The sequence below is a fragment of the Bradyrhizobium sp. Leo114 genome (genome assembly GCF_055229415.2).
Window position 1 is genome coordinate 74703 of the sequence record NZ_JBUYEN020000012.1, and the last position, 17131, is coordinate 91833.

General features: G+C 61.8%; 14 protein-coding genes and 2 pseudogenes. 5 read left to right on the forward strand and 11 right to left on the reverse strand.

The window, feature by feature from the left end:
• Nucleotides 1-289: 289 nt before the first annotated feature.
• Complete coding sequence (locus ACZIRK_RS16725; RefSeq protein ID WP_463327760.1) at nt 290-1090, reverse strand: transcriptional regulator GcvA; 801 nt, start codon at nt 1088-1090, stop codon at nt 290-292.
• Nucleotides 1091-1211: 121 nt separating this feature from the next.
• Between ACZIRK_RS16725 and ACZIRK_RS16730 the strand changes: the two genes are divergently transcribed.
• The 4 genes from ACZIRK_RS16730 (at nt 1212) to ACZIRK_RS16745 (ending at nt 2694) form a co-directional block, all read left to right on the forward strand.
• Nucleotides 1212-1460, forward strand: a complete 249-nt coding sequence (locus ACZIRK_RS16730) for a DUF1127 domain-containing protein (protein WP_130225072.1) — start codon at nt 1212-1214, stop codon at nt 1458-1460.
• A gap of 36 nt (nt 1461-1496) precedes the next feature.
• Nucleotides 1497-2189: a glutathione S-transferase family protein gene (locus tag ACZIRK_RS16735; RefSeq protein WP_130225071.1), complete on the forward strand. Its 693-nt coding sequence runs from the start codon at nt 1497-1499 to the stop codon at nt 2187-2189.
• A 42-nt stretch (nt 2190-2231) separates the two neighbouring features.
• A complete protein-coding gene (locus ACZIRK_RS16740) occupies nt 2232-2360 on the forward strand; it encodes a hypothetical protein (RefSeq protein ID WP_463327761.1) in 129 nt (42 codons plus the stop codon).
• A 76-nt stretch (nt 2361-2436) separates the two neighbouring features.
• The gene (locus ACZIRK_RS16745) at nt 2437-2694 is read left to right on the forward strand and encodes a hypothetical protein (RefSeq protein ID WP_130225070.1); all 258 of its coding nucleotides are present in this window, start codon (nt 2437-2439) and stop codon (nt 2692-2694) included.
• 76 nt (nt 2695-2770) lie between these two features.
• Here ACZIRK_RS16745 and ACZIRK_RS16750 read toward each other — a convergent pair whose 3' ends face one another.
• The 10 genes and pseudogenes from ACZIRK_RS16750 to ACZIRK_RS16795 form a co-directional block, all read right to left on the reverse strand.
• On the reverse strand, nt 2771-3970 hold the full coding sequence (locus tag ACZIRK_RS16750; RefSeq protein ID WP_474418183.1) for an efflux RND transporter periplasmic adaptor subunit: 1200 nt from the start codon (nt 3968-3970) through the stop codon (nt 2771-2773).
• A 69-nt stretch (nt 3971-4039) separates the two neighbouring features.
• Nucleotides 4040-7255, reverse strand: a complete 3216-nt coding sequence (locus tag ACZIRK_RS16755; protein ID WP_463327762.1) for an efflux RND transporter permease subunit — start codon at nt 7253-7255, stop codon at nt 4040-4042.
• A 400-nt stretch (nt 7256-7655) separates the two neighbouring features.
• Nucleotides 7656-7886: a heme-binding protein gene (locus ACZIRK_RS16760; protein ID WP_463327787.1), complete on the reverse strand. Its 231-nt coding sequence runs from the start codon at nt 7884-7886 to the stop codon at nt 7656-7658.
• A 229-nt stretch (nt 7887-8115) separates the two neighbouring features.
• Nucleotides 8116-8541, reverse strand: a complete 426-nt coding sequence (locus ACZIRK_RS16765) for a cupin domain-containing protein (protein WP_165435135.1) — start codon at nt 8539-8541, stop codon at nt 8116-8118.
• A gap of 203 nt (nt 8542-8744) precedes the next feature.
• Nucleotides 8745-9467, reverse strand: a complete 723-nt coding sequence (locus ACZIRK_RS16770) for a nickel/cobalt transporter (RefSeq protein ID WP_463327763.1) — start codon at nt 9465-9467, stop codon at nt 8745-8747.
• 24 nt (nt 9468-9491) lie between these two features.
• A pseudogene (locus ACZIRK_RS16775) lies at nt 9492-10826 on the reverse strand (MFS transporter).
• A gap of 6 nt (nt 10827-10832) precedes the next feature.
• Nucleotides 10833-14072 carry an efflux RND transporter permease subunit gene (locus ACZIRK_RS16780; protein ID WP_463327764.1) on the reverse strand — a complete coding sequence of 1080 codons (3240 nt, stop codon included), beginning with the start codon at nt 14070-14072 and terminating at the stop codon, nt 10833-10835.
• A 3-nt stretch (nt 14073-14075) separates the two neighbouring features.
• Nucleotides 14076-14948: an efflux RND transporter periplasmic adaptor subunit gene (locus ACZIRK_RS16785; protein WP_474418187.1), complete on the reverse strand. Its 873-nt coding sequence runs from the start codon at nt 14946-14948 to the stop codon at nt 14076-14078.
• Nucleotides 14863-15297: pseudogene (locus ACZIRK_RS16790) on the reverse strand (hypothetical protein); the annotation flags it as partial. The gene ACZIRK_RS16785 and the pseudogene ACZIRK_RS16790, both read right to left, overlap by 86 nt.
• A 41-nt stretch (nt 15298-15338) precedes the next feature.
• On the reverse strand, nt 15339-15617 hold the full coding sequence (locus ACZIRK_RS16795) for a metal-sensing transcriptional repressor (RefSeq protein WP_130225065.1): 279 nt from the start codon (nt 15615-15617) through the stop codon (nt 15339-15341).
• A 184-nt stretch (nt 15618-15801) separates the two neighbouring features.
• Here ACZIRK_RS16795 and ACZIRK_RS16800 point away from each other — a divergent pair, with 184 nt between their 5' ends.
• Nucleotides 15802-16860: a Cj0069 family protein gene (locus tag ACZIRK_RS16800; protein WP_463327788.1), complete on the forward strand. Its 1059-nt coding sequence runs from the start codon at nt 15802-15804 to the stop codon at nt 16858-16860.
• The last annotated feature ends 271 nt before the right edge of the window (nt 16861-17131 follow it).

The following is a 17131-nucleotide window of genomic DNA, read 5'->3' on the forward strand; positions in this document are numbered from 1 at the left end:
TGCGACGTCCCCGATCAGTAAACTAGCGCAGGAAGCGAACGGCCGCAACGAGCGACGGTTTTCCGCCGCCTTTCCTATTCGCAACGGCGATCAGGAAGGATTACTGACCGTTGCTTGATCTTCAATCGTCTGCGTGAGGGCGGATCAGTCCCCGCTCTCTTTGAGCGGGCTCAAGGACCAGCCTAGCTGCTTGAGCTGCCGCAGATCCCTTGAAGCCTCTGCCAAGAGCCAGTCGCGGAACGTGACGATCTTCGGCTGGGCTGTCGTCGCCTTCGGACAGATGATCCAGTTAGGTCTTCGATAGTCGCAACGCTTCCGGAAATGGCCGCACCAGCCGCCCGTTGATCAGGTCCCATGCCGCCAATGTCGTACGGGCAAGCGCAATACCCTGCCCGTTGATCGCCGCGTCGATCACCATGCTGGCCCGATTGAGCACGGGGCCGTGAATGATATTCGTGTCATTGACGCCCGCCGCCTGCAGCCACCTGGACCAATCGGTTCGGCTGTCCATATGGATCAGCGGATAGTTGAGGATATCGGCCGGCTTGCTGAGTCGTCGGCGGCCCGAGAGAAGTTTTGGACTGCAAACGGCAAAGAGCTGCTCCGCGCTCAGCTTGACCGTGTCGAGCCCCGGCCAATTGCCCTCGCCATGGCGCACCGCAAGGTCGACTTCCTCTCGCGCGAAGTCGACGTGATGAAGCGTTGCGGAAACGCGAAGGTCGATCCCAGAATGAGCTTCGGCAAAATGGCCCAGCCGGTGAACGAGCCATTTGGCCGCGAAGTCCGGCGAGGTGCTGACGGTAAGGACGCCGGCGTTCTGCCGTTGCAGAAGCCGCTCTGTGCCAATCGCAATGCGGTCCAGGGCATCGCGAACGATAGTCAGATAGTCCTTGCCGGCCTCGGTGATGATCAGGCGCTGGCGCTCGCGATTGAACAGCTTGATCGCAAGCTCAGCCTCCAGCGCCTTGACCTGATGGCTCACGGCGCCCTGCGTGACGCAAAGCTCCTCGGCTGCGCGGGTAAAGCTTTCATGCCGCGCCGCGGCTTCGAAAGCCTTCAGCGCATTCAGGGGCGGCAAGCGTGGACGCATCGCACAAAGACTTCATGAGAAAAACTAGGGCCGGCCAGAGAAACGATGCTTTGCGGATAACGGCCCGCTGACCTTATGGGAAAGCTTCAATGCAGCATTTCATGAGATTTGGAGCTTGTCGATGTCAACCGTTGCCCGCAACGCCTCGACGTTTCGGCTGATCCGGCCGGCCGGTCCGCTCCCACAACTTCATCAGGAAAATTCGGTGCAAAGGCTCGGCGCTCCGGGACGCGGGCTTCGAGCTTGGTCCGCGCGGCGCAGGCTGCGTCAGGCACTCCGCGATCTGGCCGACGACAAGCATCTGCTCGCCGACATCGGCCTCACACGCGAAGAGGCGCTGGACGAGGCCGCTAAGCCATTCTGGCGATAACAAGCGCCCGTTACCAACAAGATAGAGGAGGAACAGATGGCAGAGCCAATCGTCTATGGCTTCCCGCGAAGCACCTACGTCAACATCGTGCGGTTGATTCTGACGCACAAGGACGTAGCGTATGGCTTTCATGACCTTGAACCGGTGATGGGCAAGCGTGAGCATTTGGCGCTGCACCCGTTCAACCGGGTCCCGATTCTTCGGCACGGCGACTTCACGGTCTACGAGACCAGCGCGATTGCCTCCTATGTCGACGAAGCCTTCGGAGGGCCAAAGCTGACGCCGCGCGACGTCCGCCTCCGGGCGCGCATGAACCAGTGGATCAGTGCGGTCAACTCCTACTACTACCCCTACATGATCTATCACGTGACCCACGAACGGCTGGTCTTTCCGGAACTCGGCATCGCATCCGACGAAAAGGTCGTGGCACACGCGATACCCAAGGTCGAGCTTGCGCTTGGCATGGTGGAGCATGAATTGGAACACGGCCAAGACTACCTGCTCGGCACGGAAATCACGATCGCGGACTTCTTCCTGCTTCCGAGCACATTCGCCTTCAGCCTAACGGACGAAGGCAAGGCGATGTACCCGAACTATCCGGCTTTTTGCCGATGGCGCGAGCGCATGGAAAACCTGCCGGCGACGCGAAAGCTTCGCGCGATCCTGCCGCCGCGCGAACCGATTCCGCATGCCCGCGAGTGGGCGAATTCGCACCGACCGAGATACTGACCCTGCAAATCCAAACTTGTCGGAAACCGCGGCGAGGCAAGGATGCCTCTGCACACCGCATTCGACCCCAAGACCCGGCGCGTCTTCATCGCGCATATCGCGCGCAACACCGTCGAAGTGATCGATCACGCTGAGGGTAAACACGAAGCGACCCTGCGGGGATTCCACTAGAAAAATATATCCCTCCGCTGGAACCTTTGTCGGCTGCCTCTATTTGCTCGCTGTCCAATGCTAGGAGGTAGATACTATGACGAAAATTCTTTTTGCGACGGTCGCCATTCTCGCATTTGGGGCACCTTCATTTGCGCAGCAGGATAAAACCACCGGACAAGCGCCCCCATCAGGCACTTCCGCGTTCTACGTAGCTCAAGATCCCGCGACGATGAAATGTAAAGTTGTCACTGCCCAGCCCGCGCCTGGTGAAATGAAGGTTATCGGTACGGCTCATCCGACACAGGCGGAAGCGCAAACAGCTTTGGCAGCTGAGAGAACTTGCGCCAAGTAATGAAGTGAAGGCGCGAGTACGGGGATGAGGCATTGGTTCGACAAAACTACTGACGCCCCAGGCCTCGGCGTCGATGTTAGGTGTTCTCGCGAACCATCGCCGACCGAACCACCGTTCCAAGCGGCGGAATGCCCTTGGTGGTCGCCAAGACCGGTGTCTCCTCCGACAGGCCCGCCGTAATCTCAATGCGACCGTTATCGATGAGACCAGTCCTGACGGCGAGGCGCGTGACCCGATCGGTAGCGATGGCGTAGACGAAGTTGCCGCCATCATCCGAACCTACGGCAGCGGTGGGTACGGTAAGCGCATCGGGCCGTCGGTTCATTTCCAGTGAGACCTCCGCATACGTGCCCGGATAAAGCCGTTCGTCGGGATTGGGCAGGTCGATCTCGGTCCGCATGTCGCGGGTCTCGGGATCGAGGCGCAGCGAGAAGCGGGTTACCTTGCCGATGAATGGCTTACCGTCGAAACCAGAGGGCTTTACAACCGCCGGATCGCCGACGTGAAGGTGAGACACGTCGTTCTCCGGAACGTCGCAAAACACCCTGATCGTGTCGATCCGCTGCAGTGTGAAAAGTGATCCTGCGGACGGCGTAGTCCGCGTTGCCGCGGCGGCCTGGACCAGATCGCCCCGGTTCACCTGGCGCCGCGCCACCACGCCATCGAAAGGCGCCACGACCTGCGTATAGGCAAGCAGCGTCTTGATCCTCTCCACGGTGGCGGCGGCGACGTCGACCTGGTGGGCCGCGAGATCGCTGTTCGCCTCCGCAACGCCGAGGTCCGCCTTGGCGATGGCAGCATTGGCGTGCACCTGATCGAGTGTCCGGTCGCTGATGAAGTTCCGTCCCTGACCCAGCTCCTCCCGGTCCTTCGCCAGGGCGTCCTGAAGCGCCAGCTCTGCCTTGTTGTGATCTAGCTGACGGCGCGCGCTCTCCAGCACACTTCGTTTGGCTTCCAGCTCGGCCTTGGCTTCGGCAAGCTCCTGCTTCATTTCCGGAACGTCGATAACGGCGAGCACTTGACCCGCCTTCACATGATCGCCGATATCGACCCGCACCTCCGACAGGTATCCCGAGACTTTGGCGAAGAGATCCGCTTCCTCAAAAGCTTCGAGGGTCGCATTGGTTTGAAGACGTTGGGCCACCGTGACTCGGCGTGGCCGCACAACCTCGACCCGCGGAAGGTTGTCGACCTTCGTTTGCTTCACCGGTGATGGCGATGCCGCCAGGTGTTGCCGCTCAACAGCGACGCTTCCTGCAGCGACGCCGATTAACAAGACCCTGATGACGGTTCGGCTCGTGAAATTCATAGTACGCCACCTTTAGCATCCACTCTGGCCATTCGCTTATTCCGCCGCCAGATCGCGGGATTCTGCTGCTTGATCGCCAGGATACCGCACTGGCCCGAGCCGCGGTTCCCGCTCGAAATAGCGGCAATGCGGGTCGTCGGGATCCAGCGACGCGGACGTCGACGTATGTCGCGACTGGAGCATGGCTATGATCGCGGGCAGAATGAACAGCGTAACGCAGGTTGCGCCGAGCAGACCGCCGATCACCGCCCGCCCAAGTGGTGCACTTTGCTCTCCGGTTTCGCCTAGTCCGAGCGCCATCGGCAGCATCCCCGCCAGCATCGCGAAACTCGTCATCAAGATCGGACGCAGGCGGCTTCGTGCGCCTTCGATGGCTGCCTCCCACGGCTCGCGGCCCTCAGCGCGGCTTCGCTCTGCGAAAGTTACAAGCAGGATGGCGTTTGCCACGGCGACGCCGATTGCCATGATCGCGCCCATGAACGATTGAATGTTGAGTGTGGTCTGGGTCAACCAAAGCATGATTACAACTCCCGCCACTACGCCGGGAATCGTCAATCCTACCGCCAGGGAAAGCCGGAACGACTGGAAGTTGGCGGCCAGCAGCAGAAGGATGACGCCAACGGCTATCAAGAGCCCGAGACGGAGGCCGCCGAACATCTCTGCCATCGGCTGGATCGCTCCGCGCAGCGTCACACTCACCCCATTTGGCGGCTTTCCCACGTCGCCGATCGCCTGCTGCACACGGCTTGCCACGCGTCCTAGATCCTCGCCGTAGATATTCGCGCTAAGCGTCAGCATACGTTGCATGTTGTAGCGATCATATTCGCCAAGCGCGGTGCTATCCGTAACATGAGCAACATTGCGAAGGTCGATCTGTTGGGCCGATCGGCGAGCGATTGGGAGGTTCTTCACCTCTTCCAGGGAATTCATCCGGCGCTCAGGGATCTCGACTTGCACCTGATATCCAATGCCGCTCTTTGGATCGGCCCAATAATTGGCCGAGGTGTAGCGACTGGATGAGGTACCTGCGACAATCGATTTCGCCACGTCGTCCGTCGTCACTCCCAGAACGCCCGCTCGCTCGCGGTCGACGGCGACTGCAACGGTCGGGTAATCGAGTTCCTGCTCGAATTCCAGATCTCGCAGCGTCGGCACCTGTCCCAGCCTCGCTCGCAGCTTATCGGCATATTGGCGGCTGCTGGCGAAGCTCGGCCCGCTCACAGCGACTTCGATCGGGGTTGGCGCGCCGAAGCTCATCACCCGGCTGACGATGTCGCTTGGCTCGAACGAGAAGCGTACACCAGCGAGTTCCTGCGGCAACTTCTTGCGCAGCCGCTCCTTCAAGTCCTCGATGCGGATCCCGGCGCCACGCTTTAGCTGCACCTGCAGCACGGCTTCCTCGGACCCCGAACTCCAGAGATAGATGGTATTGATCGGGTAGTTGGGCGGCTGCGTTCCGACAAAGCCAAGACTAATGTCCACATTGTCGGGCCCCACCTCGCGCTTGATGATATCGAGTGTTTGTAGCGTAATCTGCTCGGTACGCTCGATCCGCGTTCCCGCCGGAGCCCTAAGATGCAATTGCATCTGGCCGGTATCCACGATCGGAAAGATCTCCGTGCCGAGCGAGCTGCCGACTACGAGGATGATGGCACCACTCGCAACGAGATAAGAGAGTACAATGATACGCCGGCGCTTCATGACCGCGCGCGTGAGCTGATCGTATCTGGCGCGGAACCGATCAAAACGACCGTCTTGCGATTTGTGTCGCTTGGCCGGTTTGCGCAGCATCCAGACCGACAGTACCGGCACAAAGGTGCTGGAAAGCAGATACGATCCTACCATCGAGAAGCCGACCGCCAAAGCGAGCGGCACAAAAAGATTGTGCGCTGCGCCGGTCATGAAAAAGGCTGGAATGAACACCGCCAGGATGCAGAGCATGGCCACGAAGCGCGGCAGCGTGGTTTCGGCCGTGGCCAGGCTTGCGGCACGGGCGAGGCTATGTCCATCAGCGAGACGCGTGTGGATATTCTCGATGGTGACGGTCGCTTCGTCGACCAGGATGCCGACAGCCAACGCCAACCCGCCCAGCGTCATGATGTTGATCGTCTGACGCGATATCCAAAGCGCGATCACCGAGGCCAGTATCGCAAGCGGAATATTCAGGACGACGACGAGCGAACTGCGCCAGTCCCGGAGGAAAAGTAGCACCATGAGACCCGTGAGAACCGCACCGAGCGCCCCTTCAACGAACAGGCCCAGGATCGCACGAGTCACATATGGGGACTGATCGAACTGGTAACTTACCTGAACGTCGTCTGGCAGTACGGATTGGAAGCGGGGCAAGTTGGCCTTGACGGCCTGGACGACCGCAAGGGTCGATGCGTCCGCTCGTTTGGTGACGGGGATATAGACGGTGCGGCGCCCATTCACTAGCGCGTAGCCGGTCTGAATGTCGGCGCCATCTTCGACCGTTCCGACATCGCGTATGAACACGGTCTGCGTTCCGTGCGAGCGGATGGGAATGTTACTCAGGCCCTTGAAATCTCCGACAACGGAGTTGACGGGCACCATCGGCATGAGATCACCGATGCGGATGTTGCCAGATGGACTGATCGTGTTGCCGGCGGCCAATGCCTGCACCACCTCGTCCGGCGACATGTTGTAGGACCGCAGCTTGTCGGGGTCCAAATGAACCAGGATGGTCCGTTGGCTCGACCCGAATGGCGGCGGTGCCGACACGCCTGGCAAGGTCGCAAACAATGGGCGCACCTTGAAGAGCGCCGCGTCCTGTAGTTCGGCGACGGTTTTCGTCTCGCTGGTGAAGACGAGATCGCCGACCGGAACGCTGCCACTGTCGAACCGCATCACGAATGGCGGCACAGTGCCCGCCGGCATGAACGCGCGAGCGCGGTCGACGTAGGCTACCGTCTCCGCTGTGGCCTGCGCCATGTCGGTGCCGGGATGGAATTGAAGTTTGATCAGTCCTACGCCCTGGATCGACTTGCTTTCGACATGTTCGATGCCGGTAATGTAGAGAAAGTGGTACTCGTAATAGTTGACGATGAATCCTTCCATCTGGGCCGGGTCCATGCCGCCGTAAGGTTGGGCCACATATAGAACGGGCACCCCCAAATCCGGGAAGATGTCGCGAGGCATGCGATCGAGCGCCAGAAAGCCTACCCATGCGACGGCTATAACCATCGTCAGAAGCGAGATCGGACGTCGCAGCGCCAAGGACACCAGGTTCATCGTTCCGCCTCAGCCGGTTCTGCCGCGTCCGAGCGACCCCACGCGCCTCGACGGCAGCAACAAACGCTACTGACACATTTTGGAGAAATGCAGCTCATGTTTCGGTCCAAACGCCCAACGCACGAGGTCACACGACCACGAGCAGTGAGCAGAACTTGGACGGAGAACCGTCTTGGTATGCCGGGGGTCTGCAGGCCCCGACGTGAAGATCAAACATTGCAATCCAACGTGATCTTCTCAACTAAATTTACATTTACGTTTCTGGAAATCCAATTGACGAGAAATTGTAGGCGTACGTTAACTTGGAATGCTGCGTCTCGAGCCTATGTCGGCAATTGTGAAGCGTCGTGTTAGGATATTAATTGGCACAAGTCGCGCCTTCGGCACTACTGGGGTGACGTCATTCCGTGCTGACTGATAGCGAAAAAATCGCTCGTGCTGCTGCGGAAGGTCGCCGCCGTCCAGACCTTGGCTGAAGCGTCGGCGGCATGTGAGGTCCCGCACAACGATCACGCAGCACCACCTGGACGACGCCGAATCGGTCGACGACCGCGACCGCCACCTGATAGTCGCGCTTTTGGCAGTCTGCGAGCGCGGCTTGCGCCAGTTCCAGGGCTATGCTGAGTGCCAGCGATTCTTAATGAATCCTAGGCACGTGCCTAGGCGAAACTAGCAAGAAGAAATAACGCGCCAATTAGACTTCTCGTAATCATGACCACATCTCGCTCGAGGGGCAGATGATGCGTGCAGTTGTAGCAACATATGCGTGAAAGCCTAATCGCCATGTTTCGAAGCGTGGTGCGGACCTCCAAAGCGGTTCTTGAATTATGCGCTTGCCCTATCGCCTTCCCAGCGTCGCTTCAGTTTCTCACGACGACAATCAGCGGCTTGTCCCTGGCCGCTCTGCTGTGCACGACCAATGCCTTGACGCTTGCGCTGGTACTTTCATTGCGGGCGAGATGGACGAGATCGGCCGCGATGATTCCTGCTTCTCCGGCATTGAGCCGAGTCGCGGCTGCTCCTTCGACTTCCACGACAAGGCTTCCTTCGAACACATGAAGTAACTCCTGCGCACCGGGATGCTTGTGCCATGGAGCAGCCGTGCCGGGTGCGAAGTCGACGACACTGACGATCGTCTCCTGGACGGTTTCGCCCTGACTTTCGAGGTCTTTTCGGAGTATCTGGGTGAGCTTGGGCGCTGTCTGCGTCTGTGCCCAGGCGATCGTTGGCATGTATGGAAGCGCTGCTGCCGCTCCAGCAAGGTAAAGCATTTCACGGCGGATCATTTTCATCTCCTGCCTCTCGAGTTTCTCGGCGGTTGCTGTCCCTCGTGTTGCCTATCCGCTTCGGATACCCAATGAACCCCGTGCTCGGGCGGAAATTCCGGGAACCAATTCCGCCAGGCTTTGGACCTTGCGCGTGATTTGGCATTGCCGATAGAGGATTATGTGCGGTTCTTTAGCATGTCGCTTCATGGGAGAGCCGAAGCTCACCAGTTCGACATTAAAGGCCAAGCTCCAAGTACGATCACCGCGATGCCCGCGAAGGCTTCCAGTCCCGATGCGGCACAGTTACGGATCGTCTCCGTGCGCTCAACGAGGCGCAGAAGCCATGTCCGAGCGAACACCGCCGCCAATGGAAAGAGCGCAACCGTGAGGGTCATGCCGGCGGCGAAAACGGCCGATAGCAGCAAGCCCCATTTGACCGCACCATGGGCTGCTGCATAGGTCATGATGAAGGTGGTAAGCGGGCATGGAATGAGGCCGGTTGCTATCGCAAGCAGCGGCGCGGAGCGGTCATGGCGATGAGGTTCGGGACGAAACGCGCGCCACAAGAGCCAGAGTCCGATCAACACGATCAGGATTTGGCTGGCCTGCTCCAGGGCTGGCGCACGACCGGCGCCGCCAATCGTGTGTTTGAGGACGGCATAGCCGGACAGCACCAGGACGACGGCCGAGCCGACATGTGTGAGGATCAGCAGCAGGCTTGAGCCGAGGGCGCTTCGCCAGCGGCCATCTGCCGCATAATAGGAGGCGAGCACCGATTTGCCGTGGCCGGGCAGCAGGGCGTGCAACATGCCGAAGGCGAAGGCCGCTGCGGCCAGCGACGGCAGCGCACCGGCTCCGTTGGCCTGCAGCGCGTTCAGCGCCTGCGCTGCGTTCGCATAGAGCGCGCGCTGCGCCTCGAAGATCGAATCGAACGCCGCGATCAATGAACCCGCCCGCTTTGGATTTGCTCAGGCATCGTTGGGCCAGCGCCGGTGATGCTCGTCGATGACGAACAAGTGAGCATGGCGTTTCATAGGCGCGCCCTGCAAATGGGGATCGTCCAGCGCAAGGCCAGGATGATCGTGCTCGACCACTTCCGGGTCGTCGGCCGGCCACTGCATTCGCGCTACGACCACGCCCGCGAGCGTGATCGCCGCGAGCACGAACGCCGTGATAGACAGGCCTGCCCAATTGCCGAGCCAGCCGGCCACGGGGTAGGTGAGCAGCCAGCAGGCATGGGAGAGCGCAAACTGCGCCGCGAACACCGCCGGGCGGTCGGAAGGCTGTGCCGAGCGCCTCAACAACCGCCCGGTCGGGGTCTGAACCGCGCTGTAGCCAATTCCCATCAATGTCTATCCCACGAGCAGAGCCGGCCAGATCTGATCGTGCCCGGTGGGGAGAACAGCCGTCAGTCCCAGCAGCAGGAGGGTGAGCAGGGCGGCGGCGGAAAGCATCACGGCGCGATCCGGCAACCGGTCGAGCACTTTCGGCAGCAACAGTGCAGCCAGCATCGAGCCGCCGCCAAAACAGGCGAGCGCGATGGCGACATCGTTGTCGGGCCGCCTCAGCACTCCGCGGACCAGCACCACGGTATTGACGATGACCATGGCGCCCGCCGCGGCAACCGACAGGTTCAGGGCGAGTAGCCCGCGCAGGCGCGGCGTCGCCAGGTAGATCCGGACGCCTTTCGTGGTGTTTTCGTAGAACGACTGGCCCGCTTCAGCCTTGGCTTGTGTCGAAGGCAGCCGCACGGACACCACCAACAGCGCGGAACACAGAAAGCCGATCACTGTGCCGGCAAATAGATTGTTGAACGAGATGACCGTCAGCAGCGCCGCCGCCAGCGTCGGGCTGAGCAGGTTCTCGAGATCATAGGCCAGGCGCGAAAGCGACAGGGCGCGCGTGTAGTCGCGCTCCTCCGGCAGCACGTCCGGAATGGTTGCCTGGAAGGTCGGGGTGAAGGCCGCGGATGCGGATTGCAGCAGGAAGATCAGCACGTAGACCTGCCAGACCTCGGTGACGAACGGCAGCGCGACCGCGACCGAAGCCCGCAGCAGGTCCATGGCGACCAAAAACGGCCGACGCGGCACATAGCCGGCGAGGCTTCCCGCGATCGCCGCGATGCCGACATAGGCGATCATCTTGATCGCAAGCGCGGTTCCCAGCACCGCGCCCGCCTTCTCGCCGGCAATCTTGAAGGCCAAGAGTCCGAGCGCCACCGTCATCAGGCCGGTGCCGATCAGGGCGATGACCTGCGCGGCGAACAGATGGCGGTAGGTCCGGTTGGCGAGGACGGACAGCATGGCAGGCTATTCCGCTGCCCGTCTCGGCACGAAATGGTGTTCTGTCTCTAGTTGCGAGTGCCGCGGCGCGAAATAGGCATACAGCGCGGGCAGCACGAGCAAGGTCAGCAATGTCGCCGTGAGCAGCCCCCCGATCACGACAGTGGCGAGCGGCCGCTGCACTTCCGCACCGGTGCCGGTGGCCAGCGCCATCGGCACAAAACCAAGCGACGCAACCAGAGCAGTCATGATGACCGGTCGGAACCGGGTCAATGCGCCGTCCTGGATCGCAGTCCGTGTATCCACGCCGTCGCCGATCAGCTTGCGGATCTGGCTCAGCATCACAAGCCCGTTCAAGACGGCAACGCCGGACAGCGCAATGAAACCGACAGCGGCCGAGATCGAGAATGGCATGCCGCGGAGCCACAGCGCGGCGATGCCGCCAGTCAAGGCCAGAGGCACGGCGCTGAACACCAGCAGGGCGTCGCGTGCCGATCCGAGTGCTCCCAGCAGCAACAGGAAGATCAGCGCAAAGCAGCCCGGCACGACGAACAAGAGGCGCTGCCGGGCAACCGAGAAATTCTCGAACTGGCCGCCCCAGGTCAGATAGGTGCCCGGCGCGAGCCTCACCTGCTCGGCGACCTTGGCCTGCGCTTCGGCCACCAGCGAGCCGATATCCCGCCCGCGCACCTCGGCGGTTGCGACCACGCGCCGCTTGCCGTTCTCCCGGCTGATCTGGTTGGCGCCCTCGGTCAATTCGAACGACGCGAGCGTTCGGAGTGGAATGGAGGCTGCCGGCGCATTGGGATTGGCATGCGGCAGCGGCACCGGCAGGTTTTCCAGCGTGGAGACATCGGAGCGCAGTGCATCGTTCAGGCGAACCACGATCTGGAAACGGCGATCCCCCTCGAACACGAGGCCGGCGACCCGGCCGCCAATGGCGGTTCCGATCAGGTCCTGGACGGTGGTGAGGTTGAGTCCGCGGCGGGCGATCTCGGCCTTGTCGATCCTGATCTCCAGGAACGGCAGGCCGGTCGTCTCCTCGACCTTGACGTTCTGGGCACCCTCGATACGGCGCAGAACGTTGGCGATGCTCCCGGCCGTCCGCTGCATTTCGGCAAAATCGTCGCCGAAGACCTTGACGGCGAGGTCCTCGCGCACGCCAGCGATCAATTCGTTGAAGCGCATCTCGATCGGCTGCGAGAAGCCGAGCTTGTTGCCCGGCAATTTGCTCGCCTCGGCTTCGATCTCCTTGATGAGATCGTCCTTGGACATCGACGGATCCGGCCACTCGCTCTGCGGCTTGACGATGATGTAGGTGTCGGAGGCGCTTGGTGGCATCGGATCGGCGGCAAGGTCCGGCGTGCCGGTTCGTGAAAACACGAACGCGACTTGCGGAAACTTGCTGACCGACTGCTCGATCAGGAGCTGCATCGCCTGTGCCTGCGCCAGCGAGGTGCTGGGCACCCGCTTGACCTCCATCACGATGTTCTTTTCGTCCAGCGTCGGTGTGAATTCCTGACCGAGCCGGGTGAACAGCGCACCCGCCCCGAGGATCAGGAGCAACGCCAGCCCGATCGCTGGCAGCGGCGCGCGGGCGGTGCGGGAGAGCAGCGGCGCATAGACGGATTTCAGCGCGCGGATGATGGCATTCTCCTGCTCCCGCACCGGCTTTGAGATGGTGATCGCGATCGCCGCCGGGACGAAGGTCAGCGACAGCACGAATGCAGCCGCGAGCGCGATCATGACCGTGAGCGCCATCGGCTCGAACGTCTTGCCTTCGACGCCGGTGAAGGTGAGAAGCGGGACGTAGACCAGGATGATGATGAGCTGGCCATAGACGGTGGGCCGGATCATCTCGGTTGCGGACGCCGTGACCGTTTCCAGCCGCTCAGGCAATGACAGGCCGCGCCCAAGCTCGCGCTGCCGTTCCGCGAGATGCCGCAGGCTGTTCTCCGTGATGATGACGGCGCCATCGACGATCAGGCCGAAATCGAGCGCGCCGAGGCTCATCAGGTTGGCGCTGAGCCGTCCCTGCAGCATGCCGGTCGCCGTCAACAGCATCGTCAGCGGAATCACGCAGGCTGTGATCAGTGCCGCGCGGAAATTGCCGAGCATCAGGAACAACACGGCGATCACCAGCAGCGCGCCTTCGGCCAGGTTGGTCGCAACCGTCTGGATCGTGGCGTCGACCAGTTGAGTTCGGTTGAGCACCGTTCGGGCATGGATGCCCGGCGGCAGCGTCCGGCTGATCTCCTTGATCTTGCGGTCGGCCGCAGCGGCCACCGTGCGGCTGTTGCCCCCGATCAGCATCAGCGCAGTGCCGAGCACCACCTCGCGGCCGTCGACGCTCGCGCTGCCGGTACGCAGCTCCTTGCCGATTGCGACATCGGCGATATCGGAGACGCGGACCGGCACGCCGCCCCGGGTGGTCACCACGATCCGGCCGATATCATCGAGATTTTCCACCCGCCCGCTGGCCCGGACGACGACACCTTCGCCGTTCTGCTCGATGAAATTGGCGCCGCGGCTGATGTTGTTCGCCTCGATGGCGTCGATCACTTGGGTGAACGACAGCCCATAGGCTGCCAGCCGGACCGGATCGGGCTGCACCTGGAACTGTTTCACGAAACCGCCGATCGCATCCGCGCCAGCGACCCCGGGAACGGTCCGCATCTGCGGGCGGATGATCCAATCTTGGACCGTGCGGAGATAGACCGTGCGCCGAAAATCGTCCGTCAGCCGCTCGCCTTCGGGCGTAAGGTAGCTGCCGTCGCTCTGCCAGCCGGGCTTGCCGTCCTCCACCGGTGTGGTCGCGCCCGGCTTTTCATACTCCACCGCCCACCAATAGATCTCGCCGAGGCCGGTAGAGATCGGACCCATCCGGACATCGACCCGGGGTGGAAGGTTGATCTTCGCCTCGTTGATGCGCTCGGCGATCTGCTGGCGGGCAAAATAGATGTCGGTGCGGTCGGCGAACACGGCGGTGATCTGCGCGAAGCCGTTGCGCGAAAACGACCGGGTTGACTCCAGGCCCGGCGTGCCGGCCAAGGCTGTTTCCAGGGCCACCGTGACCTGCTTCTCGATCTCGACCGGGGTCAGCGCCGGCGCGACCGCATTGACCTGGACCTGGACGTTGGTGACGTCAGGGACGGCGTCGATCGGCAATTTGGTCAGCGACAAGAAGCCGGAAGCGGCAGCCGCCAGCGTGACCAGCACAACGAGCCAGCGCCGGCGAACGGAGAAATCGACGATCCACGGGATCATCGCCTAGTCCTCGTCGCGAGGTTTGGCGAATTCTGCCTTGAGCGAGAACGTGTTCGAGACGGCAATGGTCTCGCCGGCAGCGATACCGGAGACAATTTCGACGGACTGCCCGTCCTGCTCGCCAAGCACGACACTGCGCTTTTCGAACCCGTCCTTGTTGCGGACGAAGATCGCCTTTCCGCCATCCACATTCTGGATCGCGGTTGCGGGCACGACGACGCCGACGTCACGCTCGCTCAGTGCGATCGCGGCCGTGACGAACGATCCCGGACGCCAATATCCATTCGTATTGTCCAGCGCCGCCACGACACGGGCGGTCCTGGTTTCCTTGTCAAGCAGTGGGCTGACGAACACGATCTTGCCCGTTGCCGTCTCCGGCAATCCGCGCGCCGAGACGCGCACCGACTGACCCTCCCTGACCTGCGGCAGGTCGGCGGAAGAGACAGACAGCTCGACCCAGACGCGGCTGAGATCGACAATGACAAACAACTCGGTCTCGAGGTTGTCGCGCCCCACCGCTGCGCCAAGCTCGACCTTGCGCTCGGCAAGCCGCCCCGAAACCGGGGCGCGGACGTTCTGGCTGCGCAACGATGCGTCTGGGGATTGCGGCAGGCCGGCGATTTCGTCCGCCTCCACGCCCAATGCGAGCAACTTCTGGCGAGCGATGTTGAGGCGCATCTCGGTCTGCGCGGCGGCATTGCGCGACTTGATGTACTGCTGCTCCGGAACGGCCCGCCCTTCCCACAGCGACTTGTCGCGTGAGGTGAGGTCCTGCTGCAACTCGTTGGCAAGACGGGCGGAGAGATACTCGCTCTTGGCGTCCGCCACTTCGCGTGCTTTCAAGAACGGCAAGCACGTCACCCTTGGTGACGTCATCACCGATATTCTTGCGCAACTCGGCCACTGTCCCCGACAGCTTCACCGAAACATGGGACACGCGGCCCGCATCGGGAATCGCCGTCCCCGGTACGGCCAGGCGTTTTGCGACCATGCCGGGACCGACCGTTGCCAAGTCGATGTGCGCCAGCTTGATCCGATCGTCGTCCATGGCAACGACGGGTATCTTCGGCGCGGCCTGTCCAGACGTGCCGTTCGCCTGCGTCGGGGCATTGCCCGGCGCTATACCGACGGTGCGCTGCAGCCTGGTCGAAACGTCCGGCATCAGTGCTACGAAGGCACCGCCTGCCAGAAAGGCGACGACTGCAATGAAGGAGCCATTAGCCATCGAAGTCTCTGATCCGGCGCGAAGAAAACGGATGCATCGCGTTAAAGATATTTTGAGATGGCCTTGAACTCGGCCACCACGCTCTTGGTCGATTTCGCGGATCCAGTCGCGGCGGCATCCAGGCAGTGATCGACATGATCGTGGATCAGGGTCCGCTTGGCCTCGCCGATCGCCTTCTCGACCGCGTGTAGCTGCTGGGCGAGATCGAGGCAGGACCGGCCTTCGCTGAACATCTCGATCACCCGGTGCAGATGTCCCTCGGCGCGTCGCAGCCGCTTGACGATCTCGGGGTGGGTTTCGTGGACGTGCTCGTTTGCCATGCCCCATACCCTATCCCCCTGGAGGGGATCATCGCAAGACCCCCAATCCCTACAAGGGCGGCAATCGGCAACTTGCAACGAGTGTCTAAAGTCGCGTAAGCTTCTCCGTGGGGAAAGGCAGACTCCCCGTCAGACTTTTCGGTCCAAGCTCTGCGCAACACGCGATCCGTCGTGGAGCTTGCGCATGGACACCGAACGAAACGCCTCTCTCCAACACACCGTCGCCATCCTCTCGCGCGGAGATGCTGCCGCACGCCGGGACGCAACCCCGCAGAACAGCCGCTTTGTCCGCGTCTTCGAGGCCCTAGCCTCAGTTGGCGTCGAGGCCCGCCCCGTCATCTACGACGAAATGTTCGCTGATGCGGTTCGCGACCAATTGCTTGAGGTCGATGGAGTCCTTGTCTGGGTCAATCCCATTCATGAAGGGAAGACGCGCGCGGCGCTCGATGAGTTGCTGCGGGAGGCTGCGGCAAGAGGCCCCTGGGTGAGCGCACATCCCGATGTCATCCTGAAGATGGGGGTCAAGGAGGTGCTTTACCGAACGCGCGATCTCGGTTGGGGCGGCGACACGCATCGTTACGACAGCGCGGCGGCTTTCCGTGCTGAATTCCCGTCGCGCCTGCGGGCTAACGGTCCCCGCGTGCTCAAACAAAACCGGGGCAATGCAGGCCAAGGCGTTTGGAAGGTCGAGTCTCTGCCAGATACTGACGCCGCAGTGCGGGTGCTGCACGCCCAACGCGGTAGCCTGCCTGAGGACATACCGCTGGAGGCCTTCATCGTTCGCTGCGAACCATATTTCGGGTGGGGAGGCTGCATCATCGATCAACCGTTCCAGCCGCGCCTGCCGGAAGGGATGATCCGCTGCTACATGAGTGGCTCCAAGGTCGCCGGCTTTGGGCATCAATTGATCAAGGCCTTGATACCTCCGCCGCCGGAAGGCCTGGACTCGCCGGAAGCGGAACCCGGGCCAAGGATCATGCACGGGCCCGACGCCCCGTCGTTCCAGGCGCTGCGACGATTGATGGAAGACGAATGGACACCACAAATGCTGGAAACGCTCGGCATCGACGGAACGGCGCTCCCGGTCATCTGGGACGCGGATTTCCTCTATGGCTCGCGCGACAAGTCCGGCCGCGATACCTACGTGCTCTGCGAAATCAACGTGAGTTCATGCTTTGCCATTCCCGACGAGGCGCCGGCAACGATCGCGCGGACGGTTAAAGACCGTCTTATGCGAACTTAAGAATCCGGCTGCCGCGCCGACTTCCGTTCGCGGCCTAAGAGCGAAGTCTCTGATGACACGAGGTTGTTGCAAAGATGGCGGCCTTGGACATCGTGAGCACGGGCTCTTACAACGCAGGCCAATCACGTCCGGCTCTCATAAAGCTCACTGCTGATTTCAGCGGTTCTCGTCACGTTCAGGATGCGCTCGCCAGTCACGACCCACTGTTTGATGGTCCATGTCAGTCTTGCCCGCAGATCCCTCGTGGTCGGTAGCCGGTCGGCTGACATTT

Bases quoted from the DNA above. Each gene is read 5' to 3' on its own strand.
- ACZIRK_RS16735 (WP_130225071.1), top strand. From the start codon at position 1,497: ATGGCAGAGCCAATCGTCTATGGCTTCCCGCGAAGCACCTACGTCAAC.
- ACZIRK_RS16755 (WP_463327762.1), bottom strand. From the start codon at position 7,255: ATGAACCTGGTGTCCTTGGCGCTGCGACGTCCGATCTCGCTTCTGACG.
- ACZIRK_RS16780 (WP_463327764.1), bottom strand. From the start codon at position 14,072: ATGATCCCGTGGATCGTCGATTTCTCCGTTCGCCGGCGCTGGCTCGTT.
- ACZIRK_RS16785 (WP_474418187.1), bottom strand. From the start codon at position 14,948: ATGACGTCACCAAGGGTGACGTGCTTGCCGTTCTTGAAAGCACGCGAA.
- ACZIRK_RS16795 (WP_130225065.1), bottom strand. From the start codon at position 15,617: ATGGCAAACGAGCACGTCCACGAAACCCACCCCGAGATCGTCAAGCGG.
- ACZIRK_RS16725 (WP_463327760.1), bottom strand. From the start codon at position 1,090: ATGCGTCCACGCTTGCCGCCCCTGAATGCGCTGAAGGCTTTCGAAGCC.
- ACZIRK_RS16730 (WP_130225072.1), top strand. From the start codon at position 1,212: ATGTCAACCGTTGCCCGCAACGCCTCGACGTTTCGGCTGATCCGGCCG.
- ACZIRK_RS16800 (WP_463327788.1), top strand. From the start codon at position 15,802: ATGGACACCGAACGAAACGCCTCTCTCCAACACACCGTCGCCATCCTC.
- ACZIRK_RS16745 (WP_130225070.1), top strand. From the start codon at position 2,437: ATGACGAAAATTCTTTTTGCGACGGTCGCCATTCTCGCATTTGGGGCA.
- ACZIRK_RS16740 (WP_463327761.1), top strand. From the start codon at position 2,232: ATGCCTCTGCACACCGCATTCGACCCCAAGACCCGGCGCGTCTTCATC.
- ACZIRK_RS16765 (WP_165435135.1), bottom strand. From the start codon at position 8,541: ATGATCCGCCGTGAAATGCTTTACCTTGCTGGAGCGGCAGCAGCGCTT.